23 protein-coding genes are annotated in these 24918 nt (G+C 71.2%); 11 read left to right on the top strand and 12 right to left on the bottom strand.

Annotation, left to right across the window (positions count from 1 at the left end):
* Nucleotides 1-42 precede the first annotated feature (42 nt).
* The 6 genes from CWOE_RS22340 to CWOE_RS22315 form a co-directional block, all read right to left on the bottom strand.
* A complete protein-coding gene (locus tag CWOE_RS22340) occupies nucleotides 43-1188 on the bottom strand; it encodes a M24 family metallopeptidase (RefSeq protein WP_012935916.1) in 1146 nt (381 codons plus the stop codon).
* An 11-nt stretch (nucleotides 1189-1199) separates the two neighbouring features.
* The gene (locus tag CWOE_RS22335; RefSeq protein ID WP_012935915.1) at nucleotides 1200-2012 is read right to left on the bottom strand and encodes an MBL fold metallo-hydrolase; all 813 of its coding nucleotides are present in this window, start codon (nucleotides 2010-2012) and stop codon (nucleotides 1200-1202) included.
* A gap of 73 nt (nucleotides 2013-2085) precedes the next feature.
* Nucleotides 2086-2859 (bottom strand): SDR family NAD(P)-dependent oxidoreductase, encoded by a 774-nt coding sequence (locus CWOE_RS22330; RefSeq protein ID WP_012935914.1) that lies wholly within the window; start codon nucleotides 2857-2859, stop codon nucleotides 2086-2088.
* On the bottom strand, nucleotides 2859-3569 hold the full coding sequence (locus CWOE_RS22325; RefSeq protein ID WP_012935913.1) for an RraA family protein: 711 nt from the start codon (nucleotides 3567-3569) through the stop codon (nucleotides 2859-2861). The genes CWOE_RS22330 and CWOE_RS22325 overlap by 1 nt, the downstream gene beginning before the upstream one ends.
* A 67-nt stretch (nucleotides 3570-3636) precedes the next feature.
* Nucleotides 3637-5379 carry a dihydroxy-acid dehydratase gene (locus tag CWOE_RS22320; RefSeq protein ID WP_012935912.1) on the bottom strand — a complete coding sequence of 581 codons (1743 nt, stop codon included), beginning with the start codon at nucleotides 5377-5379 and terminating at the stop codon, nucleotides 3637-3639.
* Nucleotides 5376-6422, bottom strand: a complete 1047-nt coding sequence (locus CWOE_RS22315) for a LacI family DNA-binding transcriptional regulator (RefSeq protein WP_012935911.1) — start codon at nucleotides 6420-6422, stop codon at nucleotides 5376-5378. The genes CWOE_RS22320 and CWOE_RS22315 overlap by 4 nt, the downstream gene beginning before the upstream one ends.
* Before the next feature lie 125 nt (nucleotides 6423-6547).
* Between CWOE_RS22315 and CWOE_RS22310 the strand changes: the two genes are divergently transcribed.
* Complete coding sequence (locus CWOE_RS22310) at nucleotides 6548-7996, top strand: flavin monoamine oxidase family protein (RefSeq protein WP_160165553.1); 1449 nt, start codon at nucleotides 6548-6550, stop codon at nucleotides 7994-7996.
* Here CWOE_RS22310 and CWOE_RS22305 read toward each other — a convergent pair.
* The gene (locus tag CWOE_RS22305; protein ID WP_012935909.1) at nucleotides 7993-9378 is read right to left on the bottom strand and encodes a hypothetical protein; all 1386 of its coding nucleotides are present in this window, start codon (nucleotides 9376-9378) and stop codon (nucleotides 7993-7995) included. The two genes, CWOE_RS22310 and CWOE_RS22305, sit on opposite strands and share 4 nt — an antisense overlap.
* Entirely contained in the window at nucleotides 9372-10505 is a 1134-nt protein-coding gene (locus CWOE_RS22300; RefSeq protein ID WP_148261114.1) for an MFS transporter, read from the bottom strand. The genes CWOE_RS22305 and CWOE_RS22300 overlap by 7 nt, the downstream gene beginning before the upstream one ends.
* A gap of 201 nt (nucleotides 10506-10706) precedes the next feature.
* On the opposite strand from CWOE_RS22300, the gene CWOE_RS22295 reads away from it, so the two are divergent.
* From CWOE_RS22295 to CWOE_RS22285, 3 genes are read left to right on the top strand one after another with little or no spacing between them, the layout of a single operon-like run.
* A complete protein-coding gene (locus tag CWOE_RS22295; RefSeq protein WP_012935907.1) occupies nucleotides 10707-12284 on the top strand; it encodes an acyl-CoA synthetase in 1578 nt (525 codons plus the stop codon).
* Between the two features lie 3 nt (nucleotides 12285-12287).
* A complete protein-coding gene (locus CWOE_RS22290; RefSeq protein ID WP_012935906.1) occupies nucleotides 12288-13895 on the top strand; it encodes an amidohydrolase in 1608 nt (535 codons plus the stop codon).
* A gap of 43 nt (nucleotides 13896-13938) precedes the next feature.
* Nucleotides 13939-14259 (top strand): hypothetical protein, encoded by a 321-nt coding sequence (locus tag CWOE_RS22285; protein ID WP_012935905.1) that lies wholly within the window; start codon nucleotides 13939-13941, stop codon nucleotides 14257-14259.
* A 103-nt stretch (nucleotides 14260-14362) separates the two neighbouring features.
* On the opposite strand, the gene CWOE_RS22280 is transcribed toward CWOE_RS22285, so the two are convergent.
* The gene (locus tag CWOE_RS22280; protein WP_012935904.1) at nucleotides 14363-14905 is read right to left on the bottom strand and encodes a site-specific integrase; all 543 of its coding nucleotides are present in this window, start codon (nucleotides 14903-14905) and stop codon (nucleotides 14363-14365) included.
* Nucleotides 14906-15432: 527 nt separating this feature from the next.
* On the opposite strand from CWOE_RS22280, the gene CWOE_RS22275 reads away from it, so the two are divergent.
* Entirely contained in the window at nucleotides 15433-15819 is a 387-nt protein-coding gene (locus CWOE_RS22275; protein ID WP_012935903.1) for a VOC family protein, read from the top strand.
* 4 nt (nucleotides 15820-15823) lie between these two features.
* Nucleotides 15824-16117 carry a PadR family transcriptional regulator gene (locus tag CWOE_RS22270; RefSeq protein WP_012935902.1) on the top strand — a complete coding sequence of 98 codons (294 nt, stop codon included), beginning with the start codon at nucleotides 15824-15826 and terminating at the stop codon, nucleotides 16115-16117.
* A 220-nt stretch (nucleotides 16118-16337) separates the two neighbouring features.
* On the opposite strand, the gene CWOE_RS22265 is transcribed toward CWOE_RS22270, so the two are convergent.
* Both CWOE_RS22265 and CWOE_RS22260 read right to left on the bottom strand, forming a co-directional pair.
* Nucleotides 16338-17411: an ABC transporter substrate-binding protein gene (locus CWOE_RS22265; protein WP_012935901.1), complete on the bottom strand. Its 1074-nt coding sequence runs from the start codon at nucleotides 17409-17411 to the stop codon at nucleotides 16338-16340.
* A gap of 31 nt (nucleotides 17412-17442) precedes the next feature.
* Complete coding sequence (locus CWOE_RS22260) at nucleotides 17443-18798, bottom strand: amidohydrolase family protein (RefSeq protein ID WP_012935900.1); 1356 nt, start codon at nucleotides 18796-18798, stop codon at nucleotides 17443-17445.
* Between CWOE_RS22260 and CWOE_RS22255 the strand changes: the two genes are divergently transcribed.
* The 5 genes from CWOE_RS22255 to rox all read left to right on the top strand — a co-directional run bounded on the left by CWOE_RS22255 (nucleotide 18797) and on the right by rox (nucleotide 23461).
* The gene (locus tag CWOE_RS22255; protein ID WP_081425468.1) at nucleotides 18797-19885 is read left to right on the top strand and encodes an Lrp/AsnC family transcriptional regulator; all 1089 of its coding nucleotides are present in this window, start codon (nucleotides 18797-18799) and stop codon (nucleotides 19883-19885) included. The two genes, CWOE_RS22260 and CWOE_RS22255, sit on opposite strands and share 2 nt — an antisense overlap.
* A gap of 223 nt (nucleotides 19886-20108) precedes the next feature.
* Nucleotides 20109-21251, top strand: coding sequence for a hypothetical protein (locus tag CWOE_RS22250; protein ID WP_041730827.1), 1143 nt, complete (start codon nucleotides 20109-20111; stop codon nucleotides 21249-21251).
* A 22-nt stretch (nucleotides 21252-21273) separates the two neighbouring features.
* Entirely contained in the window at nucleotides 21274-21558 is a 285-nt protein-coding gene (locus CWOE_RS22245; RefSeq protein ID WP_041730825.1) for a type II toxin-antitoxin system Phd/YefM family antitoxin, read from the top strand.
* An 8-nt stretch (nucleotides 21559-21566) separates the two neighbouring features.
* The gene (locus CWOE_RS22240; protein WP_012935897.1) at nucleotides 21567-21962 is read left to right on the top strand and encodes a type II toxin-antitoxin system VapC family toxin; all 396 of its coding nucleotides are present in this window, start codon (nucleotides 21567-21569) and stop codon (nucleotides 21960-21962) included.
* 17 nt (nucleotides 21963-21979) lie between these two features.
* Nucleotides 21980-23461: a rifampin monooxygenase gene (rox, locus tag CWOE_RS22235; RefSeq protein WP_148261113.1), complete on the top strand. Its 1482-nt coding sequence runs from the start codon at nucleotides 21980-21982 to the stop codon at nucleotides 23459-23461.
* A 107-nt stretch (nucleotides 23462-23568) separates the two neighbouring features.
* Here rox and CWOE_RS22230 read toward each other — a convergent pair whose 3' ends face one another.
* Nucleotides 23569-24693, bottom strand: a complete 1125-nt coding sequence (locus CWOE_RS22230; protein ID WP_236262143.1) for a serine hydrolase domain-containing protein — start codon at nucleotides 24691-24693, stop codon at nucleotides 23569-23571.
* Between the last annotated feature and the right edge of the window lie 225 nt (nucleotides 24694-24918).

The following is a 24918-nucleotide window of genomic DNA, read 5'->3' as shown; positions in this document are numbered from 1 at the left end:
GAGCCGGCGCGCCGCAGATCGCGACGCGCCGGCCCGCTGCCTTTAGAGCTCGAGCACGGCTGGACGCGCCGGGGCGCCCATTGCGCCGAGGTCGACGACGGGCCAGCTGCCGCCGCCGCTCGTGACCGACTCGGGCCCTTGCTCGGTGACGAGGAAGGTGTCCTCGGACTTGGCGCCCGCGACGGTCGGGTTCCATGCGCACGCCTGGCTCGCGCCGACCGCGAGACCGCTCAGGCGGTCGTTCGTGTCGCCCGGGTAGACGACGAACTCGCGCGGCCCGTAGCCGATCGGACCGCCCTGGGTGTGCTCGCGCCACTCGTCGCTCCAGCCGGCTTCGCCGTAGGCGCCGAGGCCGGCGGTGAGCGCGTCGCCCCACGTGTTGCCGGGGCGGCTCGCCGCCATCATCGCGCTCTCGACGCGGCAGGCGACGGCGTGGCGCGCGCTCCATTCGAGATCGACCGCGCCGAGCGCCGCGCAGCGCGTGAGCGCGACGTTGAGCCCGCCGCGGATGCCGACGGCGACGACGAGCAGCTCGGAGTCGAGCGGCGCGTCGGTGACGACCGGGTGCCGGTAGCGGCGGCGTCGCTCCGCCCCGGCGACCATGATCCCGCCGGGCATCACGTCGCGGGCCTCGAGCGCGGCGGCGACGGCGGCGGACACGTCGCGCTCCGTGCGCCAGCCGCTCGACGGCCACTGCGCGATCGTGTCCTCCAGGGCCGCACGCGTGTCGTCGCCGAGCGTACGCAGGCGCGCGACCTCGTCGGCGGTGAGCGTGAGGCGCAGCTCCGTCAGCGCGGCCCGGTCCGGCCGGCCGGGGCCGGCTCCGTCGGTGACGAGCCGGTCGGGTGCGCAGAGGCTGCCGGCGAGCGCGGCGAGCGAGCCGTCCCACCAGCTGGCGAGGTGCAGCTCGAAGCCGAGCTGCTCCACGGCCAGCTCCTCGCGCAGCCGCGCCTCCTCGTTGTTGAGCGCCAGCACGCATGTGCGGTCGCGGGTCACGAACACCCACGCGAAGCCGGTCTCCAGCACGCGCGAGACGACGTGGTCGGCGCCGCCGAGCGCCCACGCGACGTTCGCGCGCGAGGTCAGCAGGATGCCGTCCGCGTCGAGCTGCTCGAGCGCGCCGCGCAGGCGGTCGCGCTTCTCGGCCACCTCGCCGGTTCGGGCGTGGGTGGGCAGGGGCTCCGTCATAGGACCTCCGGTCAGGTGGTGGGGATGTCGACCGGTGCGATCTGTGTGATCGCACCGGCGGTGAGGACGCGCACCTCGAGCGGCAAGGCGCGGGCGACCACGTCGTCGACGAGCTGGCCGGCGGGGATGCCGTTCCAGGCGAACACGTCGAAGTGCAGGGGGATCAGGGTGGGCGCGCCGAGCGCGACGGCGAGGTCTGCTGCCTCGCGCGGCCACAGGTTGCCGATCACGTCGTGGCGCTCGCGCTCGGCGTCGCGTCCGTTGATCGGCAGCAGGACCGCGTCGAGCGGGCCGTGGGCCCGGACCGTTTCGACCTGCCCAGGGAAGGCGACCGTGTCGCCGGCGTGATAGATCCGGCAGCCGCCGGCTTCGATCACGTAGCCGAGATAGCGGTGGCCCTCAGGCGCGAGGTCGACCGTGTACTCGGGGCTGTGCGCGGCCGGAACCGCGGTGATGCGGAACGGTCCCAGCTCATGCGCGTCGCCATCGCCTCGAGCCAGCTCGATCGTCGCGTCCGGAAGCGTGGAGGCCGCGCGCGCCGCGGAGGTCGCGGGCACGAGGAAGCGCGCGGCCGGGGAGGCGGCTGCGAGCGGGCGCAGCGTGTCCGGGTCGAGGTGGTCGATGTGGTCGTGCGTGATCGCGACGGCGAACGCGTCGTCGATCGCTGCGGGTGCGATCGGTGGTGGGAAGCGCCGCTGCCACAGGCCGGGGTCGGCTGCGACCCCGGCGACCGAGTCGGACAGGAACGGGTCGACGTACAGCACGTGCGCGCCGTGGCGCAGACGCACGCCCGACTGGCCGAGGAACTGCAGCTCGATGGTCATGCGGTCTCGCTTTCGGATGGGCCCCGTTCACGTGGGGCGTCGGACCGCGCGCTGCGCGGCGCGTGCCATGCGCTCAGTAGATGCGGGCGAGCAGGCCGCCGTCGACGACGACGTCGATGCCCGTGAGGTACGCCGCCTCGTCGGAGGCGAGGAAGGCGACGACGTTCGCGACGTCCTCGGGCCGCGCGAAGCGGCGAAGCGGGTAGCGCTCCTCGATCGCGCGCCGGGCGGCCTCGGGATCGGACTGGAAGGCGAAGAAGTCGGCGAGCAGCGGCGTCTCGACGTCACCGGGGCAGATCGTGTTGACGCGGATGCCGGCGGGCCCGTGAGCGCTCGCGAGCGAGCGGCAGAGCGCCCGCAGGCCGCCCTTCATCGCGCCGTACGCGGGCATGTCGGGGTCGCCGACGATGCCGAGCAGCGAGGCGGTGATCACGATCGAGCCGCCGCCGCGCTCGCTCAGCGCGGGCAGCGCGGCCTCGATGCCCCACGCGACGCCGCGCAGGTTCACGTCGAACAGGCGCTGCCACTGCTCCGCGCTCGTGTCGGCGAGCGACCCCATCACCTGGACCGCCGCGTTGGCGTGCAGGACGTCGAGCCCGCCCCAGCGCCGTACGGCCTCCGTGACCATCGCGCGGTTCGCGTCCGCGGTGGCGAGGTCCGCGGCGAACGCGGCTGCACGGTGGCCGGCCTGCGCAAGCTCGTCGGCGATCCGCGTCGCCGCGGTCTCGTCGACGTCGACGCACAGGACCGCCGCGCCTTCGGCAGCGAGCTTGCGCGTCGTCGCGGCACCGATCCCGCCGCCCGCGCCGGTGACGATCGCGACCTTGTCCGTGAGGCGGCCGGCCATCAGAGGACTCCGTGGAGGCGGAACGCCTCGCCGATCGGCATGCCGCCGGCGAGGTCGGCGCGCATCGTGCCCTCGCTGCCGACCTTCGCCTCGGCGCGCTCGATCACCTCGACGGCGAGCGCCGCCGGGATGACGGCGACGCCGTCGTTGTCGGCGATCACGAGATCGCCCTGCGCGACCGTGACACCGCCGCAGCTGACGGTGCCACCGAAGCCGCGCACGTCCGTGCGGCCGAGCGAGTCCTGGGGGTCGATGCCGGCGGCGAAGGTGGGGAAGTCCATCTCGACCAGCCGCGGGGTGTCGCGCGTGTAGGCGTCGGCGACGAGCCCGTGGACGCCTCTCGCGCGGCAGGCGGTCGCGAGCAGCTCGCCCCAGTAGGACCCGTCGCAGGTCGAGACGACCATCACGTCGCCCGGCTGCATCGCGTCGAGCGCGTCGAGCTCGCCCTTGTAGTAGTCGTCGGGGTTCGCCGGCGCGCCGTCGACCCGCACGAGCTCGACGGTCGCGGCGTACCCGGCGAGGGTGCTCGCGGGGTGGAGCGGACGGATGCGCCTGGCCATCGTGTTCTCGCGCACCCCGACGGCGTCGAGGCAGTCGGAGATGACGGCCGTGAAGAGGTTGCCGAGCCGCGCGACGAGGTCGAGGTCGCGGCCGTCGGGGCGAGACGCCGGGACGTGGGCGGTAGCGGGATCAATCGGGAGTTCGGTCATGGGCACCTTTGTGGAACGTTCAAGTAGTCGAAATGTTAGATCGTTCAAGCTGGTCTCGCAAGCGCGTCTACCAGCCGCCGATCCAGCCGCGCAGCACGCCGAGCGGCTCGTGCTCAGGATCCGCGGAGCGGCCACGCAGGAAGTCGAAGTCGCAGCCCTCGTCGGCCTGCAGGACGTGGTCGAGGTACAGCGCGCCGTAGCCGCGCTGGTACGCGCGCGGCGGCGGGGACCACGTCGCGCGGCGGAGCTCCAGCTCCTCCTCTGCGACGCACAGGTCCAGCCGGCGCTGCGCGAGGTCGAGCTCGATCTGGTCGCCGTCGCGGACGAGCGCGAGTGGACCGCCGGCAGCCGCTTCGGGCGCGACGTGCAGGACCGCCGCGCCGAACGCGGTGCCGCTCATGCGGGCGTCGGAGATCCGCAGCATGTCGCGCACGCCGGCGCGCAGCAGCTTCTGCGGGATCGGCAGCTGACCCCACTCGGGCATGCCCGGCCCGCCGCGCGGACCCACGTTGCGCAGCACCAGGACAGTGTCGGCGTCGACCGGCAGATCCGGGTCGTCGATGCGCGCACCGAGGTCCTCGATCCCCTCGAACACGAGCGCGGGACCACGGTGCTGAAGCAGCCGCGGATCGGCGACGCTCGGCTTCACCAGCGCGCCGGACGGCGCGAGGCTGCCGTGCAGGACGGCGAGGCCGCCCGGCGGGCGGATCGGCGCGTCGAGCGTGCGGACGACCTCGGAGCGCTCCGCGCGTCGCGCCGGCAGCGAGGCGCCCAGGGAGCGGCCCGTGACGGTGAGCGCGTCGAGCTCCAGCAGCGGCGCCAGCTCGTGCAGCACCTCCGGCACGCCGCCGGCGTGGAACAGCTGCTCGACGAGCTGCTCGCCGACCGGGCGGACGTCGACGATCGCCGGCGTGCGCTGGGCGATCTCGTCGAAGTGCCGCAGCGGCAGCTCGACGCCCACGCGCCCGGCGAGCGCCAGCAGGTGGACGACCGCGTTGACCGAGCCGCCGAGCCCGAGCAGCAGCGTGATCGCGTTGTCGAACGCGGCGCCGGTGAGGATCGCGGACGGCCGCAGCTGCTCGCGCGCGACGTCGACCGCGCGCCGGCCCGTCTCCTCCGCCCAGTGGTAGCGGCGCGCGTCGACCGCGGGCGCGGTCGCGGAACCGGGCAGCGCCATGCCCAGGCCCTCCAGCAGCGCGGCCATCGTCGAGGCGGTTCCCATCTCAGGGCAGTGCCCGACCGATGGGCTCGAAGCGGCCTCCAGCTCGTCGTACTCGGCCTGCGTCATCTGACCCGCGCGCAGCTGGTCGGTGTAGTGCCACAGGTCGGTCCCGACGCCGAGCGCACGGCCGCGGAACACTGCCGGCGCGGCCGGACCGCCGCTGAGCGCGATCGCCGGGACGTCGGCGCTCGCGGCGCCGAGCAGCTGGGCGGGGATCGTCTTGTCGCAGCCGCCGATCAGCACGACCGCGTCGAGCGGATAGGAGCGCAGGCACTCCTCGACGTCCATCGCCATCAGGTTGCGATAGAGCATCGTCGTCGGCTTCATCAGCTGCTCGCCGAGTGAGATCGTGTGGAACTCCAGCGGCAGGCCGCCCGCCTGCAAGATCCCGCGCTTGACCGCGTTCGCGAGCGCGTCGAAGTGGACGTTGCAGTTGACGAGCTCGGACTGCGAGTTGCAGATGCCGATCACCGGACGGCCGGCGATGCTGGCGCTCGAGAGACCTTCCGCACGAAGCGCCGTGCGGTGCAGGAACCCGGGGACGTCGTGGCCGGCGAACCAGCGGCTGCTGCGAAGTGGCGGGCTCACGTCGAGTTCCGCACGATCAGCTCGTTGGTGAGCACGGCGTGGGGCGCGTCGAGTTGCTCGCCGGCAAGTGCGCGGACGAGCATGTCCGCGGCAATGCGGCCCATCTCGTAGGCGGCCACCCGCACGGTCGTCAGCGGCGGGTCGGCGAAGCGCGAGAACTCGAAGTCGTCGAAGCCTGCGACGGCGACGTCGTCGGGCACGCGCAGCCCGGCGGTCTTCACCGCGTGGATCGCGCCGATCGCCAGCACGTCCGAGCCGCAGATGATCGCCGTCGGACGCGTGCTCGCCGACAGCAGACGCTCCGCCATCGCCTCGCCGCCTGACGCCTGCCAGGTCGCGTCGAAGACCTCCAGCTCCGGACGTTCCGGGAGCCCGGCGGCGGCGAGCGCGTCGCGGTAGCCGAGATGGCGCTGCTCGATGACCGGCCAGGGCAGGCGCGCGGCGACGAAGCCGATCGCCTCGTGACCGCGGGCGATCAGGTGCTCGGTCAGCTGGCGCGCCGTGACGCGCTCGTCGGTGCGGACGACGAGCACGTCCGAGTCCTCGATCACCTCGTCGAAGACGACGAACGGCATGTCGAGCGTCTTCAGCTGGTCGACATAGCCGTACCGCAGTGCTGGCTCGCCGGACAGCAGCGCGAAGGCGCCGTCGACGCGACCCTCGAGCAGCGGTCTCAGCATCCGGCGCTCGGTCGCCAGCGGGCGTTCGGCCTTCAACAGGATCTCGTAGTCGCTGTCGCGCGCGACGTCCGCGACGCCGGCGATGAGCAGGTCGGTCAACGGGTCGGCGAGGAAGCTCGGAGCCTCGTCGAGCACGAGGAACGCGAACGTGCCCGTGCGCCGCGAGCGCAGGCCGCGCGCTGTGACGTTGGGGTGATACCCGAGATCCGCCATCGCCTGTTCGACGCGCTCACGCGTCTCGGGCCGCATGAGGTCGAAGCGGCGCCGCAGGACGTTCGAGACCGTCTGGATCGACACGTCCGCCTCGGCGGCGACGTGGCGCAGGGTGGGCCGCTGGCGGCCTGCGTTCGAGTGCGTGGGCATGCGGGAGATGTTGAACGTAAAAGCGGACGTCTGCGCCGCGAAGGCGCCAATGGTGGGAGGAGCACGTGCTCCTCCCGGAACTATAACGATAAAGTGATGCGGGCCACGTCATGAGAGGAGAACCCTTGCCCCACCCGAAGACCGCCTCAGCAGCGTCTCGCGGTCGCCCCGCGGTCGCCGTCGTCGGCGCCGGCGTCGCCGGCCTCACCGCGGCCGTCGCGTTGCTCGACGCGGGCATCGTGCCGACGCTCTTCGAGGCTGCCGACCACGTCGGCGGCCGCACGCACTCGACTGACGAGCCGTGGCTCGGGGCGCACCGCACCGAGTGGTGCGCGGAGCTCGTCAACTCGGACCACGCGACGATGCTGGCGCACATCCGGCGGCTGGGGATCCCGACCCGCGACCGCGAGCGCGTCGTCCCCGAGCTGGGCGAGCTGTGCTTGCTTTCCGGCGAGTCGTATGCGACCGCCGACGCGCTGCGCGACTACGACGCCGGTGTGCGCGCCGTGGTCGAGGCGCAGGCCGCGGCGATCGGCATGCCGGCCAGCTGGACCCCCGCGGGCGAGGCGGCCCGCGCGCTGGACGCTCTCAGCGTCCACGAGTGGATCGAGCGGCACGTCCCCGGCGGGCATGACTCGCGCCTCGGGACGCTGATCGACCTCGGGTACACGATCGAGTGCGGCGTCGACTCACGCCGTCAGAGCGCGATCAACCTCGTGCGGCAGCTCGCCGGGCTGGCGCCGGGCACGTTCGGCGTGCTGGGCACGTCGGACGAGCGCTACCGCGTGCTCGGCGGCATCGACCAGGTGCCGCGCGGCCTCGCACGCCTGCTGCCTGCCGAGGCGCTGCGTCTGAACGCGCAGCTCGTGCGGATCGCGCGCGGCGCGAACGACCGTGCCGTGCTCGGGCTGTCCGTCGACGGTGAGCGGCAGGAGGCCGTCTTCGACCACGCGATCCTCACGCTGCCGTACACGGCGCTGCGGCAGGTCGACCTCGCGGACGCCGCGCTCGACGAGCGCAAGGCGGCGGCGATCCGCGAGTTCGGCTACGGCGCGCACTCCAAGCTCCAGCTCGAGTTCGCGGGGCGGCCGTGGTCGGCGGCAGCGGAGCCGCATCGCTGCAACGGCACGACGTTCACCGACCTCGACCTCGGCGCCACCTGGGAGTCGACGCTGGGCGACGACGGCGAGACGTCGGTGCTCGTCTCCTACCTCGGCGGACCACTCGCCGCGGCGGCGCAGATCGCGCAGCCGTACGCGTCGAACGCCGAGCCGCAGGTCGCGCGGCGCGCGCAGCAGATCGTCGCGCAGCTCGACCGGCTGTGGCCGGGCGCCGCCGAGGCCTTCACCGGCCGGGCGACGCTGACCAGTCCGACGTCCGATCCGTTCCTCGGCGCGAGCTACTCCTGTCGCCTCGTCGGCCAGCACACGGGCTTCGACGGCAGGGAGCGGACGCCAGAGGGTCCGTTCCACTTCGCCGGCGAGCAGCTCTCACCGCAGTTCCAGCGCTTCATGGAGGGCGCGGCGAGCGAGGGGATGCGCGCCGCGCGCGAGGTGCTCGAAGCGGTCGCCTAGCGTCTCGACAGCTCGGACAGCAGAACGCCTGCGGCCTCGACGAGCTTCGGTCCCGCCTGTTCTTCGAGGCGGCTCTGCTGTCCGAGCCGTGGCTCGTAGCCGCCGCGCTCGAACGCCGTGACGGTCGGCGCGTAGCCGTGCCAGCCGTTGGCGAGCGTCGCGACCATCGTGTGCGGGAATGCGGATCGTCGCTTGGTCGCGATGCCGAGCTCGGCGAACAGCTCGACCGGATAGGCGGCGATCGCGAGGTCCCCGAGCGCGAGCGCGTGCACTTCGAGGTCCTCCACGAGTGCGCGCGTGCCGACTCGTCGCTGCCACTCCCACATGCCGATCGTCTCGCGCGCGAACCAGGCGGCGTGGAATACCGTCGGCTCGTAGAACGTGTGCGCATGGCCGTACGCCTCCTGTGTGAGCGCGGCGAGGTCGACGTCGTCGGGCGCCTGCTCCAGATACCAGCGTGCGAGCTCCAGCTGCCGCCGGGTGGGGCGTCGCTGCGCGAGCCGCACGACGCGGCGCGCGCTGCGAATTCGCGGGACGTCGAGCGGGGTCGCTCGCGGAAGCGCCTCGATCGCGGCCTCGGCGAGGGCGTCGCCCATCGCGTGCAGGTGCGTCGTCGAGTCCTCGAAGCGCGGCGTGCGCCGCGTGAGGTCGAAGCTCCAGAGATCCCCGCATGCGCCGGCGGTGTAGAGGAACACGCCGCCGCCGAGGCGCGCCGCGAGCTGCTCGGTCAGGCGGCCGGGGTAGTCGGCCGAGACCTTCGGTGGGCCGTCGGGGCGAACGGTGGCATGGCAGGCGAAGTTGACGATGCCTCCGAGCGGGCGCCCGTCGTCCACGGCACTGGCGAGCAGCAGCTGCAGCTCGTCGTCGACCGGGCCTTCGAGCGCCACGAAGTCGGGCCCGTGGGCGGGGCCCTGCGTCCCGACCTGACCGGAGCGGTAGATCGGGCGGCGGTTGAACGTCCACCCGGGCGCGGAGACCGACGCGAAGTTGAGACGCGCCGCGCGCTGGCGATCGAGTGCGACGGCGATCGTTCGCGCGACGGCCGAGCGGATGCGGTCGAGGTAGTCGTGGTCGGGCTCGTGGTCGTGCAGGGCCGTCGTGCGCGGGGCGTAGTGCGTGTGCGTGCACGCGACGAGCGTGTCCTGCGGCGCGATCCCCGTGCTCTCGGCCACCGTCTCACGGATCTCCGCGACGGTGTCGGCGTTGAGGAACAGGACGTCGAGCGCCACGAGCGCGACGCGTCGCTCGCCGTCGTCGAGCGTCATCGCGCGCGCGTGCAACGGCAGCTCGACCGTGTTCGCTGGGCGTTCGTCGCCGGTGCCGGCAACCGGGCGCCCAAGCGCGGGCGTGATGTCCTCCTGCGCGAAGCCGACGCTCAGCATGGCGCACCCACTGTCGCATTGTTCGTCCTCTGCGCGTCCGCCTCGGACAGGGCCGGGACTCGCGTCGCCGCGAGCGCAGCGAGCAGCAGCGCGCCGATGGCGGCCGCGACGGTCGTCTGCACCCCGCGCGCCTCGACGAGCTGACCCGCCGTGGCCACCCCGGCCGCGACACCGCCGACGAGCGCCGTCGTGTACCACGCGAACGCCTCGGCGGCGGTGTCCTGCGGCGCCATCGCCCCGACGATCACGAACTGGCAGGAGAAGGCGGGGGCGATGAACAGGCCCGCGACGAAGCCCAGCGGCAGCGCCGCCGCGACCGAGCCCGCAAGCAGCAGCGGCGCGACGGAGAGCGCGACGAGCGCGACGAAGACCGTGTGCCGCCGGTGCGCCGGCCATCCCCAGGAGCGGCTGCCGTAGACGACGCCGCCGACGAGGCTGCCGAGCGACCACACGGCGAGCAGCGCGCCGGCGGCGCCGTCCGCGTGGGCGTCGACGGCGAGTGCCGGGAGGGCCACCTCGAGGTGGCCGAGCCCGACGCCCATGACGAGCACGGACGGCAGCAGCAGACGCAGGCCGCGGCTGCTCAGCGCACTGCCGCGTCGGCCCTGTCGGCCCGGCTCGGGCCGCATCCGCGCGACCGGCGAGACGGCGAACAGCGAGCCTCCCACGAGCGTGATGGCAGCCGTGAGGACGACGGCGCCGACCGGCCCCGCGACCGCTGCGCCGAGTGCGACCAGCATCGGCCCCGACGTCCAGATGATCTCCTGGGTCGAGGCGTCGAGCGCGAACAGCGCTTCGCGGGTCGGGAGATCGGGCGTGAGCCGTGGCCAGAGCGCGCGTGCGGACGCCGAGACCGGCGGCACGAGCGTGCCGATCAGCGCGCACAGCGCGATCAGGACGGGGGCGCCCGCTCCGGACTCGCCAGCGGCGACGAGACCGAGCAGCAGCGTGCCCTGGGCGCCGGCGCAGGCCGCGACGACACGCGACGGCCCGAAGCGGTCGACGAGCGTCCCGTGCACGGCGGCCGTCGCTGCCTCGCCGAGCACGAGCGCCCCGACGGCGAGGCCGGCGGTGCCGAAGGAACCGGTGCGCTCGCGCACGTACAGCAGGAGCCCGAGCGACAGCATGCCCAGAGGCAGTCGCCCCAGCAGCGTTCGGGCCAGGAAGCTCACGGCTCCGGGCAGCGCGAGGAGATCGCGATAGCGCGACGTTCGCATGGCTCGGTTTCTCGCTTTCGACTGTTCGGGGGATGCGACAGCTCGGTGGCGCGCATCACGACGATCGGCTACGTTACTGGAACGTTCAAGGAGACGGGAGGGACGCGTCAGATGGGCCGGTATGAGGTAGCGTGCGCAGCGCATCGCTGGGAGGTGCCCGAGCGCTACAACATCGCGCAGGACGTGTGCGACAAGCACTCGCCCGAGAAGCTCGCGATGGTGTGGGAGCGCTTCGACGGGGCGCGGCGGGAGCTGACGTGGGGGGAGCTGCAGGCGCTCGCGAACCAGGCGGCGTTCGTGCTGCGCGACGCCGGTGTCGGGCGTGGGGATCGCGTGGCGGTGGTGCTGCCGCCGACGCCGGAGACCGCGGCAGTGTTCTTCGGGGTCTGGAAGCTCGGGGCGATCCTGCTGTCGATGAGCGTGCTGTACGGCGACGAGGGGATCCGCCATCGGCTGGGCGACGCGGAGCCGGCGGTGCTGGTGACCGACGCGACGAACGCGGACCGATTCGCGGATGCCGGCGTGCGGGTGCTGGTGCTCGACGAGAGCGGCGACGCGTCGCTGCTCGCGGGCGCGCCGACCGATCCGATCTCGACCGACACGGCGGCGGATGACCCGGCGCAGCTCTATTACACGTCCGGCACGACGGGGCTGGCGAAGGGGATCGTGCACGCGCATCGGTATCTGCTCGCGCACGAGGAGTTCGTCTACTGCCACGAGGTGCGGGAGGGCGAGCGCTTCCACGGGATGGGCGAGTGGGCGTGGGCGGCGGGGATCGCGCCGCTGCTGGGTCCGTGGCGTTACGGCGCGGTGCAGTGCGTCTACCAGCGGGAGGGCGGCTTCGACCCTCGCAGACAGCTCGATTTCCTCTCGCGCCATCAGGTGAGCAACCTGTTCACGACGCCGACGGCGATGCGGTCGATGATGGCGATCGCGGATGCCGGTTCGCAGTACCCGTGCGGGTTCCGGCGCGTCTGCTCTGCGGGCGAGCCGTTGAACCCTGAGGCGATCCGCTGGTTCCGCGAGCAGTACGGCGTCACCGTGCTCGACTACTACGGCCTGACGGAGTCGTATCCGCTCGTCGGCAACTATCCGTGGATGGAGGTCCGCGAGGGTTCGATGGGCCGCCCGATGCCCGGCTGGGATGTGCGGATCCTCGATGAGGACGAGCAGCCCGTCGCAGTCGGAGAGCGCGGCGAGATCTGCCTGCGCGCGCGCACCAACCCGCACTACCCGCTCGGCTATTGGCGCAACGAGGAAGCAGCGGCCGAGACGTTCGGCGGCGAGTGGTTCCACACCAAGGACGCCGCGTCCTGCGACGAGGACGGCTACTACTGGTACGAGGGCCGCGCCGACGACGTGATCATCTCCGCCGGCTACCGCGTCGGCCCGTTCGAGGTCGAGTCCGCATGCCTGGAGCACCCCGCGGTCGCCGAAGCCGCGGTGGTCGCCTCACCCGACGAGCGGCGCGGAACGATCGTGAAGGCGTTCGTCGTCCTCGCCGACCGCTTCGCACCCTCCGACGCGCTCGCCGACGAGATCAAGGCCCACGTGCGCGAGCACCTCTCGGCCTATGCATACCCGCGCCGCATCGAGTTCGTGACCGAGCTGCCGAAGACGCTGACCGGCAAGATCCGCCGCATCGAGCTGCGCCACCTCGAGGCGCAGCGCGCGCGGGGCGAGGGCTGAGCGGTGGCCGCACGCAGGTTCGCCGATCTCGCGATCGTCGGCGCCGAGATCCGGACGCTCGACCCCGCGCGGCCGCACGCCCAGGCAGTCGCGATCGGCGCGGGACGGATCCTCGCCGTCGGCGACGACGCCGAGGTGCGCGCGGTCTGCGACGCGCGAACCGAGCTGCTCGACGGCAGCGGGATGGCGCTGACGCCGGGCCTGGTCGACACCCACATCCACCCGTTCCGCTCCGATTGGGTCGGTGGCGCGGACCTGACCGGCTGCAGAACGCTGGCTGCCGTCGAGACGGCGCTTGCCGCGGAGCGCGAGCACGTCGGCGAGGGCGCGTGGGTACGCGGCTGGGGGCTGGAGTACGGCGCCTTCGCCGGCGTCGGCCTCGACGGCCGTCAGCTCGAACGGGCGGTCGGCGGCGCGCCCACGCTGCTGATCCTGCTCGACGGCCACACCGGGCTCGCGACGCCGCGCGCGCTGGAGCTCGCGGGCGTTCGCGGACCGGTCGCGCTCGACGGCAGCGCCGAGGTCGTGGTGCGCGACGGCGTGCCCACGGGCGAGCTGCGCGAGCCGGCGGCGCTCGCGCTCGTGCGAGCGGCGATCCCGCCGCTGGACCCGAGGGCGGAGCGCGAGCTGTTCGCGCAGATCCAGCAGCGCTTCGCGCAGGTCGGTCTCACCGGCGCGCACGTGATGGACGGCACGCCCGCCACGCTCGACTTGCTGCGGGAGCTGGAGGGCGAGGACCGCTTGGCGGTGCGCCACCTGCTCGCCTTGCTGCAGGAGCCGGAGACGACGTTCGAGGCGATGAAGCGCGACGCTGCGCTCGGCGCGGAGCACGGACGGCTATGGCGCGTCGGGGCCGCGAAGTTCTTCATCGACGGCGTGCTCGACACGGGCACCTCGTGGCTGGAGGAGCCCGACCTCCAGGGCGACGGCCTCCAGCAGCTGTGGCCCGACCACGCGCGCTACGAGCGGGCGGTCAAGCTGTTCGCTGACGCGGGCGTGCAGTGCGTCACGCACGCGACCGGCGACCGCGCGGTGCGCGCGGCGCTCGACGCGTACCGGGCCGCCGGTCGCAGCGGGGTCGGGACGCATCGCATCGAGCACGTCGAGCTGCTGCGCGACCGCGAGCTGCCGCGGTTCGCGGCAGAGGGCGTGGCTGCGTCGATGCAGCCGCTGCACATGCAGTGGCTGCGCGCTGACATGAGCGACTCGATCTCGAGCCGGCTCGGTGCCATGCAGTTGGCGCGCGGGTGGCGGACGGGCGACCTGCAGCGCAGCGGCGCGCTGATGCCGCTGGGGTCCGACTGGCCGGTCGCGACATTCGATCCCCGCGTCGGGATGGCGTGGGCGCGACTGCGGCGCACGCCCGGTGACGCCGCCGCCCACGTGTTCGGGCCCGAGCAGGTGCTGGACGGACTGCGGGCGCTCATGGGATACACGACGGCGGCCGCACGCGTGGCCGGGGAGCAGGACGTCGCTGGTCGCATCGCGCCGGGCTGTCGGGCCGACCTGAGCGGCTTCGCCGAGGACCCCGTCGCCTGCTCCGCCGACGCGCTGCCCGACTTGCCGGTGACGCTCACCGTCGTCGACGGACGCCTGCGCCATCGCGACTAACTCGACCTCTCTCGTGAGACGAAATCCCAGACAGGAGACGACATTGCTCTACGCCATCAACCTCATTTCACTGCGACCGGGCGTGCCGCTCGATCGCTTCGCCCAGTTCTCCGCGGAGGTGGACCGGCCGGCCTGCCTCGGCAACGACGCGGTCAGCTCGTTTGACGTCTATCGGGTGGAGGGGCAGCCCGACGGGACCGCGCCATCGGTCCAGGTGGCTGAGGTCATGGGCCTGCATTCGTGGGAGGCGTGGCAGCGCGCGCTCGTGGAGGACCCACGCCTGCGCGTCGCCTCGGCGGAGTTCGAGCAGCTCGTGGACCCCTCGACGGTGACGACGCTGCTCACGCGTCCTCTGGTGCCGTAACGCGCTACGGCAACTCCCGCACCGCGACGAACCGGTACCCGGTCGGGGATATGCGTCAAGAACCCGCCCCTGTATTGGACCCGCGACCCGAGGTAAGGCGTGGTCATGCGCGTGTCTCGTGCCAGTGCAGTCGTTTGACGGCGCCGCGGAGTTGGTGGGCGGTGACGCGGGTGTAGCGCTGGGTTGAGTCGAGGTGCTTGTGGCCGAGCAGGGCGAGCATGAGCCGGTCGCGTTCGTCGCGGCCGGCGAATCTGCGCTGCCACACCTGCCCGCTTCCCGGCGTGGAGAGCAGCCGGCGCAGCTCGCGGCTGTCGAGCACGTCGGGCAGCGCGTCGCGCTTCTTCGGCGCGCGGAGCACCGCGGCCGGATCCCGGTCGAGGTAGTCGTTCTCGACGCAGAAGCGAAAGAAGCACCGCAGCGCGGCGATCGTGCGGGCTTGGCTCGCGGGGGCGGGGCGGTGGTCGGCTTCGGCGGCGAGGAACCGCCGCAGGTGCGCGACCCGCACCGCCGCGAGGTCGTGCACGTCGATCGAGTGCAGGAACGTCGTGCAGGCGCGCACGTCGCGCGCGTACGCCTTGCACGTCAGCGGCGCGAGCCGGCGTTCGATCTCGCAGTAGCGCAGGAAATCCGCCACCTCGATGTCCATCGCAACCACCTCCGGGCAGGCTGAGAGGCCCGGTACGGCTTAGGGTGTCGGCTTTCCGGCTTATCGTCCCGCTAAGGAAAAGGCCCGCTCCGGCGGGCCTTTTCTATGGGCCGAGTAACCGAATACTCGTCACGGTCTGCAAGTCGCCGTCGCGGCGTGCGATCTGTATGCAACCGCTCGGTGCGGGCGCCCGGCCTCAGGCCAGCAGCGGTCCGCACCGCTCCGCGACGGTAGTACCGGGGACGGCGAACGTGCAAGCCGTCGCCGAGTGGCGCGGGATCGAGTTGGTATCGCAACTGTCGGGGGTGGGTCACGGGCACAGTTGCGCAGAACGCCATATCGATCAGAGAGGCACCTACGCTTGCCGCCAGCGATCGGGTCGCGCTTGCCTCGCTCGAGCGGTTCGCCGCGCGGGCTCGGTCGAGCGCGCTGGGATCGTCCGCGGCGCTCGCGCAAATATCGGAGATCGATATCGGAATCCGATATGGTTGCTGAGCTGGTCTTTCAACCCGCCGAGGAGGCCTGCTGTGACCACGGTCAACGTTCGATACATGGTCGATGACGTCGAGGCGGCCATCGCGTTCTACACGACCCATTTCGGTTTCACGCTGATCTCAAGCGCCGCGCCAGCGTTCGCCGACGTTTCTCTGGGAGATCTGCGGCTGCTGCTCAGCGGCCCGGCGAGCTCGGCCGGGCGGCCGATGCCGGACGGAGCCCGGCCTGGGCCGGGCGGCTGGAACCGCATCCACCTCGTGTTCGACGATCTCGCGGTCGAGGTGGAGCGCCTGCGCCGCGCCGGGGTGCCGTTCCGCAACGACGTCGTGACCGGCCCCGGGGGCTCGCAAATCCTGGTCGAGGACCCCGCCGGCAACCTTGTCGAGCTGTTTCAACCCGCCGCTCGCACGAGCGACTGATCGGGTGCGGCAGTTCCTGCGCGGCGCGGTTCAGCTGCACATCCTCCATCACGCCGCCGAGGAGGAGATCGACGGTGCGTGGATGAGCGAGGAACTTGCGCACCACGGCCACAGAATCAGCCCTGGGACGCTCTACCCGACGCTCCATCGCATGGAGGCCGACGGGTGGCTCATCTCGCACGAAGAGACGATCGAGGGGCGGCATCGACGCCGCTACCGCGCCACGGAGGAGGGCAGACGGGTGCTGGCCGAGACGCGCCGCGCCCTGCGCGAGCTTGCCGACGAGGTCCTGGAATGACCTGCCACCCGCGAGATGGAATCGACGGTGAAGGACGCGCCCTGCCGGGCAGCGTGTCGATTCGTGGACCATGCCTCCCGTAGAACGCGACGTCGATGTCAGCGCCACTGCGATAGCCGGCCGGTGCCGAAGATCGAGGGTCTCCGCGTGTGCGGTGGACGGCGATTCGCTGCTGACCGTTCAGCGAGTCGCCGTCCCCGTGGTTCCTACCTGCACACGCTCAGGGGTACGACATCCGAGCCGGCGGGGCGTTGTCTCGACTCATGAGCTTCTGCGCCTTCTCGAGGTAGCCGAGGTCGACGTTGAAGTCGAGCGGCTTCAGCTTCTGGGTCGCGATCGTCGTCGCCCACGCCGCCTCGTCGAAGTAGAGGTTCTCGCAGAAGAGCTCCCCGCCCAGCACCCACGAGTCGTCTTGACCGCGAAGGGCGCTGACGTCGAAGTCGTGATCGGCGTAGATGTCGAGGACGGCGTCCTTGTTCTGCGGTCTCTTGCCGACTCCCGGAGCCACGATGAAGTCCACGGCTCTCAGGGTCCCTCGCAGGAAGCGAACCGCTGAGTTCGGGTTCTCGGCCAGCCATCCGCGGTTGACGATGTGCACGTCGTTCGCCCAGTTGCGCAGCGTCTGGAAGATCACCCTTGCGCCGTGCTTCTGGAGCGCCGGCTCGTCGTCGGCGAAGAACGGCATCAGCGACACGCGTCTCGCCGTGAAGAACGCCCGCCACGTCGCCGAGTCCGGCCCCGGGTTGACGAGCGTGTGATCGATGCTGTCGAGGTCCCAGTTCTCTTCCTTCAGCACCCGTGCGCGCTGGAACTGCGCCGGGTCGCCCGGCGTGCCGGCGAGGACGATGTTCGTCCCCTCGAGATCCTCGACCGACTCGACGTTCGGCTGCACGGCGAAGTCGAAGTTCTGCCGGCACCAGTGCCCGGCGAGGATGGTCACGCCGATCTTGTTGCGGATTGCCTCCAGGGCGGAACCCACGCTGTTCACGCCGATGTCGGCGCTCCCGCTCGCGACGGCGGCGTTGACGTCCTCGGCGGTGATCACCTTGATCTTCAGGCCCTCCTGCTCGTAGTAGCCGAGGTCGCTGCCGACGTTGTACATCGAGTACATCGCGACGTCCGGGAACGGAATCGCGACGGTGATGTCCCTGTCTTCGGCGGGTCTGATCGGCCCCGACAGGTCCACGGTGCTGGTACCGCCTCTCCCTCCGCCTTCGCCGGGCGTGCTTCCGCACCCGGCAGCGGTAATCGCGATGACCGCCAACGCAGCGATACTGACGCAACGCGCTCTCATACCGTCTCCTCCTCGTTCGAATGTGTGGCCGTCAGGCGTCCGCTTCGGCCAGTGCGGGCAACGCGAACTGGTGCCAGTCGGCGCGATCGAGCACCGCCGCGAGCGCCCGGGTCGCCGCCGCCGCGAGCTCGTTCGGATCGACGGCGGTCAACACCCCGTTGCGCTTGAGCACGCGACCGTCGACCAGCACGGTGTCGACGTTCGCCGGCTGGGCGCAGAGCACGAGCACGGGCAGCGGGTCCGCGCACGGGACCATGTTGAGGTCGGCGCGGTTGACCAGGATCAGGTCCGCCCGCTTGCCCGGGGTGATCGTGCCGATCAGGTGGTCGAGGCCGAGGTCGCGCGCACCGTCGATGGTCGCCAGCTCGAGCATGCGGCGTGCGGTCATGGCCTTGCCCCGCGGCCGTCCGCGCTCGATCGTCAGGGCCGTTCCCATGACCGCAAGGAGGCTTGCGCTCAGCGGCGCGGCAAGGGTGTCGACCGAGAGCGAGACGAGCACGCCGGCATCGAGCAGCTCGGTGATCCGAGGGATGCCCATCCCCTCGTACTCGGTCAGCGGACTGAGGCAGACCGACGTGCCGGTCGCTGCCAACATGGCGATCTCCTCGTCCGTCACGTCGACTGCGTGAACGACCTGGACATCCGGCCCGAGGAGTCCGTCCCGGTGCATCTGCATCAGGTCCGCGTAGCGCGCGGCGTCGTCGCGGCGACCACCGAGATGGAGCGTGATCGGCAGCCCTCTGTCGCGCGCGAACGCCCACTCGGCCGACAGGATGTCCCGCTCGGTGCGTGCCGGCCCGCGAACGGCCACGCACAGGCTCAGTCGCCCGTCGTCACGGGTGCCGAGCCACTCGCGCTGAACGCGAGCGACGTCGGCGAGATCCATGACCTCGTCACGCGGGTGGTTGTCGGGGTTGCCGTACGCGTAGCGCGTTCGCATGCCCGAGTCTCGATGCGCTCTGAGCTTTGCGTCGACGTCCTCGGGCGAGCGAGCGTTGTGGTCCCAATCGCAGACGGTCGTCGTTCCTGACATCAGCGCGTCGGCGAGGCCGAGCCGGGCGGCGACGTACGACTCCTCGGGCGCGTAGTGGCGCGCGACGCGCCGCTTGACCTCGAAGTACGTGCGCCCCGGCTCCTGCTCGATCACGCCGCGCAGAAGCCCGTTCCACAGATGCGTGTGCGTGTCCACCAGGCCGGGGGCCAGAATCCGGCCTGTCCCGTCGAGCACCTCGCTGCCGGGCGAGGACAGGCCCTCGCCCACGGCGACGATCTCACCGTCCTCGACGAGCACGTCACCGTGCGGCAGGTCGCCGCGCTCGGCGTCGAGCGTGATCACGTAGGCGTCGCGTATCAGGTAGCGGCCGCGAGGCGGCAGAGGCGCGTCCATGGTGCTCCACAGGGTCGGGTGCAAGGCGCGGCGATGCTACGGTTGGGCCGCTGATAACGGCAAGATTTGCAGCAGAAAGCGGGTGATTCAGCCAATGTCACGGCCGCAGCAGCGAATTCAGCCAATGCTCGACCAGCTCGACCGGCAGATCGTCTGCTCGCTGCAGCTCGACGGGCGCGCCTCGTGGGGCCGCATCGCGGAGGTGCTCGAGGTTCCCGAACGGACGGTCGCTCGACGCGGACTGCGGCTGCTCGGCGACAAGACGCTGCGCATGCACGCGGTCCCGAGCACGAGCACCAGCCCGGAGGACGCCGAATTGCTCGTGCGCCTCGTCTGCGACCACGGCACGACGCTCGACGTCGCGAAGACGTTGGCCCGCAACCCGAACGCCTACTACGTCGGAGTCACGTCGGGCAGCAGCGACGTGTACGTCACGGTGTATGCCCGCGGGCGCGGCCAGACCGGTGCGCTCGCCGAGCGGCTGATAGGCGCGAGAGGGGTGCGCCATGCGACCGCGCACACGATGCTGCGCTTGTTCACCGACGCGAGCCAGTGGCAGGCCGGAGCGCTGACGGACGAGCAGGCGACGGGTCTCAGGCGTCCGCTGATCGTCGGACCGAAGCCGTCGCTGGACGCCCTCGACCACGAGCTCATGCAGCTGCTGGGACAGGACGCCCGCGCGTCCGCCGCCACGCTCAGCGCTCAGCTGTCGGCGTCGCACACGACGGTGCGGCGCCGGCTTCAGAGCCTGTTCGACACGCAAGTCATCCGCGCTCAGGCGACGATCGACCTCGCGTTGCTCGGGATGCCGGTCGAGACGGTGATATGGCTGGACATCCACGCGTCCCGCCTGGAGGACGCAGGCAAGCAGCTGGCACGAGAGCGGGCGGTCCGCTTCGCGATCGCCACGACCGGACCGTCGAACCTCGTTGCGATGGCCGCGTTCGCCGACCTCGATGCGCTCTACACGTTCCTCACCGGGACCGTGGGTGCGCTGCCAGGACTGCTCGGGTCCGGCGTCACGCCGATCCTGCGCGTGATCAAGCGCGGCGGCGGGACGCTGGTACCCACATCGAGCGTCGGCTGACTGCGGTGCGACAGCACGCGCGGCACCGGTCGCGGGCCGATCCGGTCGTGCGCGATTCGCGGCACTGCTGCTCGCCGCGGCCCGAGCGTCCAGAACTAGGTGGTCCGCCCCGGCACCCGCACGTAGCTTTCGAGCCATGCGTGCAATGGCACACGGGCGCCGGTCCCAGCTCAAACCTCGTCGCGGCATGCTGCGATCCCGCGGAACGCGCGCGGCGTGCGCGGTGATCGCGGTGCTCGTCGGGTCGGCCGCGCTCACGGAGATGGCTCAGGCCGACGTCATCCAGCTCAAGACTCCGCTGACCCAGCAAGACGCCCCCCGTCCTCCGCGATTCGAACACGAGTACGGGTACATCGGGCCTGAGGCGCCACAGGACCCGGGCAAGGTCGGCGCGTGGAACACCAGCTCAGACTCGTACGTCTGCCCGAACGGCCAAAGAATCACGGGCGAGGCGGTGATCGGGGACGATGTGATCAGCCAGAACACGGGCTGGGGGGTGTCCAGCTCGGGCATACTCTCGACGACGACCAACGTCGACGTGCGCAACTGGAGCTTGCACGGGATCCACTACCGGGTAGCGGTCAAGTGCGCGACCGACTGGTTGTTCTTCCCGCTCTACGCGGACGGGTGCGGCCCCGGCATCATAGACGGGTATTTCGACTCCGACCTGGCCAGACACTGCCAGCCCATCGGGGACTACAGCGCGTGGTGGATCTCGCGGCTCGAGGCCGTGGGCGGCGCCGCGCAAGCCAAGGACTATGCCGAGCTGCTCAAGCAGGTGTTCACGGGGCGGCCCATCAGCCGGGCCGCCGGCGGCCCGGCTGTCACCGCGGCTGCCGTCCAGACCGGGGCTGTGGTGCAGGCGCGGCCGGGCGGGAATCGCTTCGCGCTGCACAACGGCACGAACCGGGTCTCGATGACGTTCAGATTTCGTCGAGGGTCGCGGCGCCCACCGGCGATCTTCATGAAGGGTGGCACCGGCTGCCGCTCCGAGCGGATGCGCACGTCGGTCTGGAACGCCGTAGGCCGGGTCGAACTCCTGCTGAACTGCCAGGGGTTGAAGCCGGAAAGCGCGGTGCGGTTGACGATCGGACGCGCGATCGTGCGGCACTTCGGCCTGGGCAAGGGCGTCGGCAAGATTCGCGTCCATCTCGACAAGCCGCCCGGCTCGGTCGAGCCGTACGCGTCCCTCAGCTACGGCCGGGCACAAAGCACGTGCAAGAACGCCGGTCATCAGCTGCGCCTTCAGCCGAGGAAGCTCGACCTGCGCGTCACGGTGCGGTGCGGTGGCGCCGCGCGCGGCGCCACCGGGTCCCTCTACGTCGGCGGCCTCCTCGCTGCCGACCGGTCCTCGCGGCCGGGGTGATTGTGCTACGGTGTGACGCACAATGTCGAGCGTGGGAGTTCGCGAGCTGCGTCAGAACTTGAGCCGCTATTTGGAGCGGGTCAAGGAGGGGGCGTCGCTGGACGTCACCGAACATGGTCGGGTGGTCGCTCGCCTCTCGCCTGCGGGTGAGCGTGTGCCGGAGGCGTACTCGGCGCTCGCCGCCGATCACGGCGCCACGCTGCCGAGCGCCAGCTTGAACGATCTGATCGCGCATCGGACACGGCGCTCGACTCCTGCCGGTACGACCGACGCGCTGTTGGCTGAAGGTCGCGCCGAGCGGGCGTAGCAGTCGCGGTGGCGGGCGTCTACCTCGACACGAGCGCGCTCGGGCGCGTCGTGCTCGACGAACCTGACGGCGATGCGATCGGCGCGGCGCTGGCCGGGTTCGAAGCTGTCGTCTCCAGTCGTTTGCTGCGGATTGAGCTGCACCGTCTGGGGCTGCGAACGGGGATCGCCAGCGAGGAGATCGAAGGTTGGCTGGCGGGGGTCGCGATCGTGCCGCTGGACGACGCGATCCTCGCGGCGGCGGAGGCGGTCTCGCCGTCGTCGGTCGCGACGCTTGACGCGATCCATCTTGCGACCGCGCTCCAACTCGCCGCCGAGCGGCACATCGCGTCGATCATGACCTTCGACGCGCGGCTGGCGGAAGGTGCGCGCGAGCACGGGCTCGACGTGATCACGCCGAGCTGAGCACTAGGGCTGGTAGCTTGCGGTCGACCGTCGGGAGCGCCTCGACAACACGGCATTCCCGAAAGGCGACACCTGTGTTCGACGTGATCATTGCCGGGTGCGGGCCGACTGGTGCGATGCTGGCCGCCGAACTGCGGCTGCACGATGTGCGGGTGCTCGTTCTGGAGAAGGAGACCGAGCCCGCGTCGTTCGTCCGCATCGTCGGTCTGCACGTTCGCAGCATCGAGCTGATGGCGATGCGCGGACTGCTGGATCGGATTCTCGAACGCGGACGGCAGCGTCCGGCCGGCGGATTCTTCGCCGCCATCGCCAAGCCCGCGCCCGAGGGCCTCGATTCCGCGCACGCCTATCTGCTGGGCATCCCGCAGCCGGTCATCGTTCAGCTGCTCGAAGAGCAGGCGATCGACCTGGGCGCGCAGGTCCGGCGCGGTTGTTCGGTGGCCGAATTCGAGCAGGACGACGAGGGCGTGACCGTCGTGCTGGCCGACGGCGAGCAGCTGCGTTCGCGCTACCTCGTCGGCTGTGACGGCGGGCGCAGCACGGTGCGCAGACTGCTCGGCGTCGGCTTCCCCGGCGAGCCCTCGCGGATCGAGACGCTGATGGGCGAGATGGAAGTGGGCGTGCCGCAGGAGGAGATCTCCGCCACGGTGGCCCAAAGCCGCGAGACCGGCAAGTCCTTCAGTCTCAGACCCTTCGGCGAAGGGATCCATCAAGTCGTCGTCCCCGCCGCGGGAGTCAGCGATCGCGCGGAACCGCCCACCCTCGAGGACTTCAGACGACAGCTGCGCGCCATCGCGGGAACCGACTTCGGCGTGCATTCCCCGCGCTGGCTGTCCCGCTTCGGGGATGCCACCCGGCTCGCCGAGCGCTATCGGGTCGGGCGGGTGCTGCTCGCCGGCGATGCGGCACACATCCATCCACCCATCGGCGGACAGGGCCTCAACCTGGGCGTTCAAGACGCGTTCAACCTCGGCTGGAAGCTGGCCGCAAAGATCCACGGCTGGGCGCCGGAAACGCTCCTCGACACCTACCAGGCCGAACGTCATCCGGTCGCCGAGGACGTGCTGGACAACACCCGCGCACAGATGGAGCTGCTGTCGACCGAACCGGGCCCGCGGGCCGTGCGCAGACTGCTCACCGAGCTGATGGACTTCGACGAGGTGAACCGCCATCTGATCGAGAAGATCACCGCGGTCGGCATCCGCTACGACTTCGGCGAAGGCCCCGACCTGCTCGGCCGTCGCCTGCGCGACGTCGACGTGAGACAGGGCCGCCTCTACGGTCTGCTGCATCGGGGCCGCGGCCTGCTGCTGGACCGCACCGAACGCCTTGCGGTCGGCGGCTGGTCAGACCGGGTCGACTACCTCGCGGATCCCACAGCGGCGCTGGATGCTCCGTGCGTCCTGCTGCGACCAGACGGCCACGTCGCCTGGGTCGGCGACGACCAGCGGGATCTGGACGACCACCTCTCCCGCTGGTTCGGCACGCCCGCCGACTGAATTCGGCGAGCGTGAGAAAAGCGACCTCCCCGCGGCGATGGCGTCGCGGGGAGGTCGACCTGCACGGCGATGGGCGTCGATGCGCTACGCCCTCACGACGCTTCGCGTCAGCAGGTGGGGTATCTCGGGGTTGCCATCGACCCGGGGTAGAGGCGCTCGGCGATCCGCGTGAACACCTGCTGCCACACCTTCACCGGCACCGTCCCGCCGACGTAGTTCTCGGCGCCGCCGAACGTCGCCCCGCTCGTCGGCTCGTACCACGCCACGGCGTTGTTGCCGGCCCACGATCCGCCGTGCCCGATCCAGCTGCCGAAGCTCATCATCCCGAGCCCGTAGCCGAACGCCGTGGGACCTTCGCCGCTGTACGGTATCGGGCAGAAGGACAGCCGGTCGGTCTGTGTCGCGGCTCTGATCAGTGCCCCGGTGCCCAGCTCTCTGGCGTACTTCTCCAGGTCGCCGACCGTCGAGATGATCGCTCCGGATGTCCAGGCGAAGTTGGGGTTGGTCGCGGTCACGTCCTGGGTCGTCCCGGGGAAGATCGCGCTTGCGGCGTACCCCGTGGCGTACGGCGCCGGCATCGCGTAGATCGGGCTGGAGTTCGCCGCGCTGGGGAACTTCGAGTTCGTCAGGCCCAGCGGCGTGATCACGTCGTCGGTGATGTACGCCTCGGCGTCTCTGCCGGTCACGACTTCGAGGATCTTGCCGAGCACGAAGTATGCGGACTCGCTGTACTGCGTTCTCGTGCCCGGAGCGAAGAGCGGTCTGTTGGCCGGGTTCTGCAGGACGGCGATGATCTGCTCCGGCTCTATGGCGTTCCACGGGGTCAGCCCAAACGTCACCCGAAGGCCTGAGTCCTGCTGGTAGTCGAACAACCCATCCTGCATCGAGAGCAGGTGGCGCACGGTCATCGTGCTCCCGTTCGGGATTCTGGGGATGAATCTGTCGACCGTGTCGCTGAAGCTCAGTCTGCCCGCCTCGATCAGCCGCAGGACCGACGTCGCGGTGAACGTCTTGGTGACGCTGCCGATGCGGAAGTGGTCGTTGAGCGTCAGCGCCGTTCTCGACGTGTTGTTGGCGTAGCCGTACGCTCTGGCGTAGTCGCCTGCCGGACCTCTGAGCGAGATCGCCATCCCCATCTGGCCGCCGGGGTTCGCTCTCAGCGCGTCGGCCACGGTGGTGTCGACGAACGCCTGGTCGGCCGGTGACAGCGGCGCTGCTTGCGCGGGTGCCACGAACGCGAGCGCCGCCAGAACCGGTGCGATGAGTGCCAGCGCCAGAGTGCGCCAGCTGTTGGGTACGACGGCCGCGATTCGTGGCGATCCGGCTCGAACATTGCGAGGCACCTGCGTGAGCTTGGGCGAGGCCGCGAACATCCGCTGGCGCCACCCCGAACGGGTAATCGACTGCAGCATGCGTATTCCTCCGTCTCCGTCACCGGCGTTTTCTCGGACGGGGGG

The sequence above is a fragment of the Conexibacter woesei DSM 14684 genome (assembly GCF_000025265.1).
Taxonomy (GTDB): Bacteria; Actinomycetota; Thermoleophilia; order Solirubrobacterales; family Solirubrobacteraceae; genus Conexibacter; species Conexibacter woesei.
This window is presented reverse-complemented; position numbering and strand designations above follow the sequence as displayed.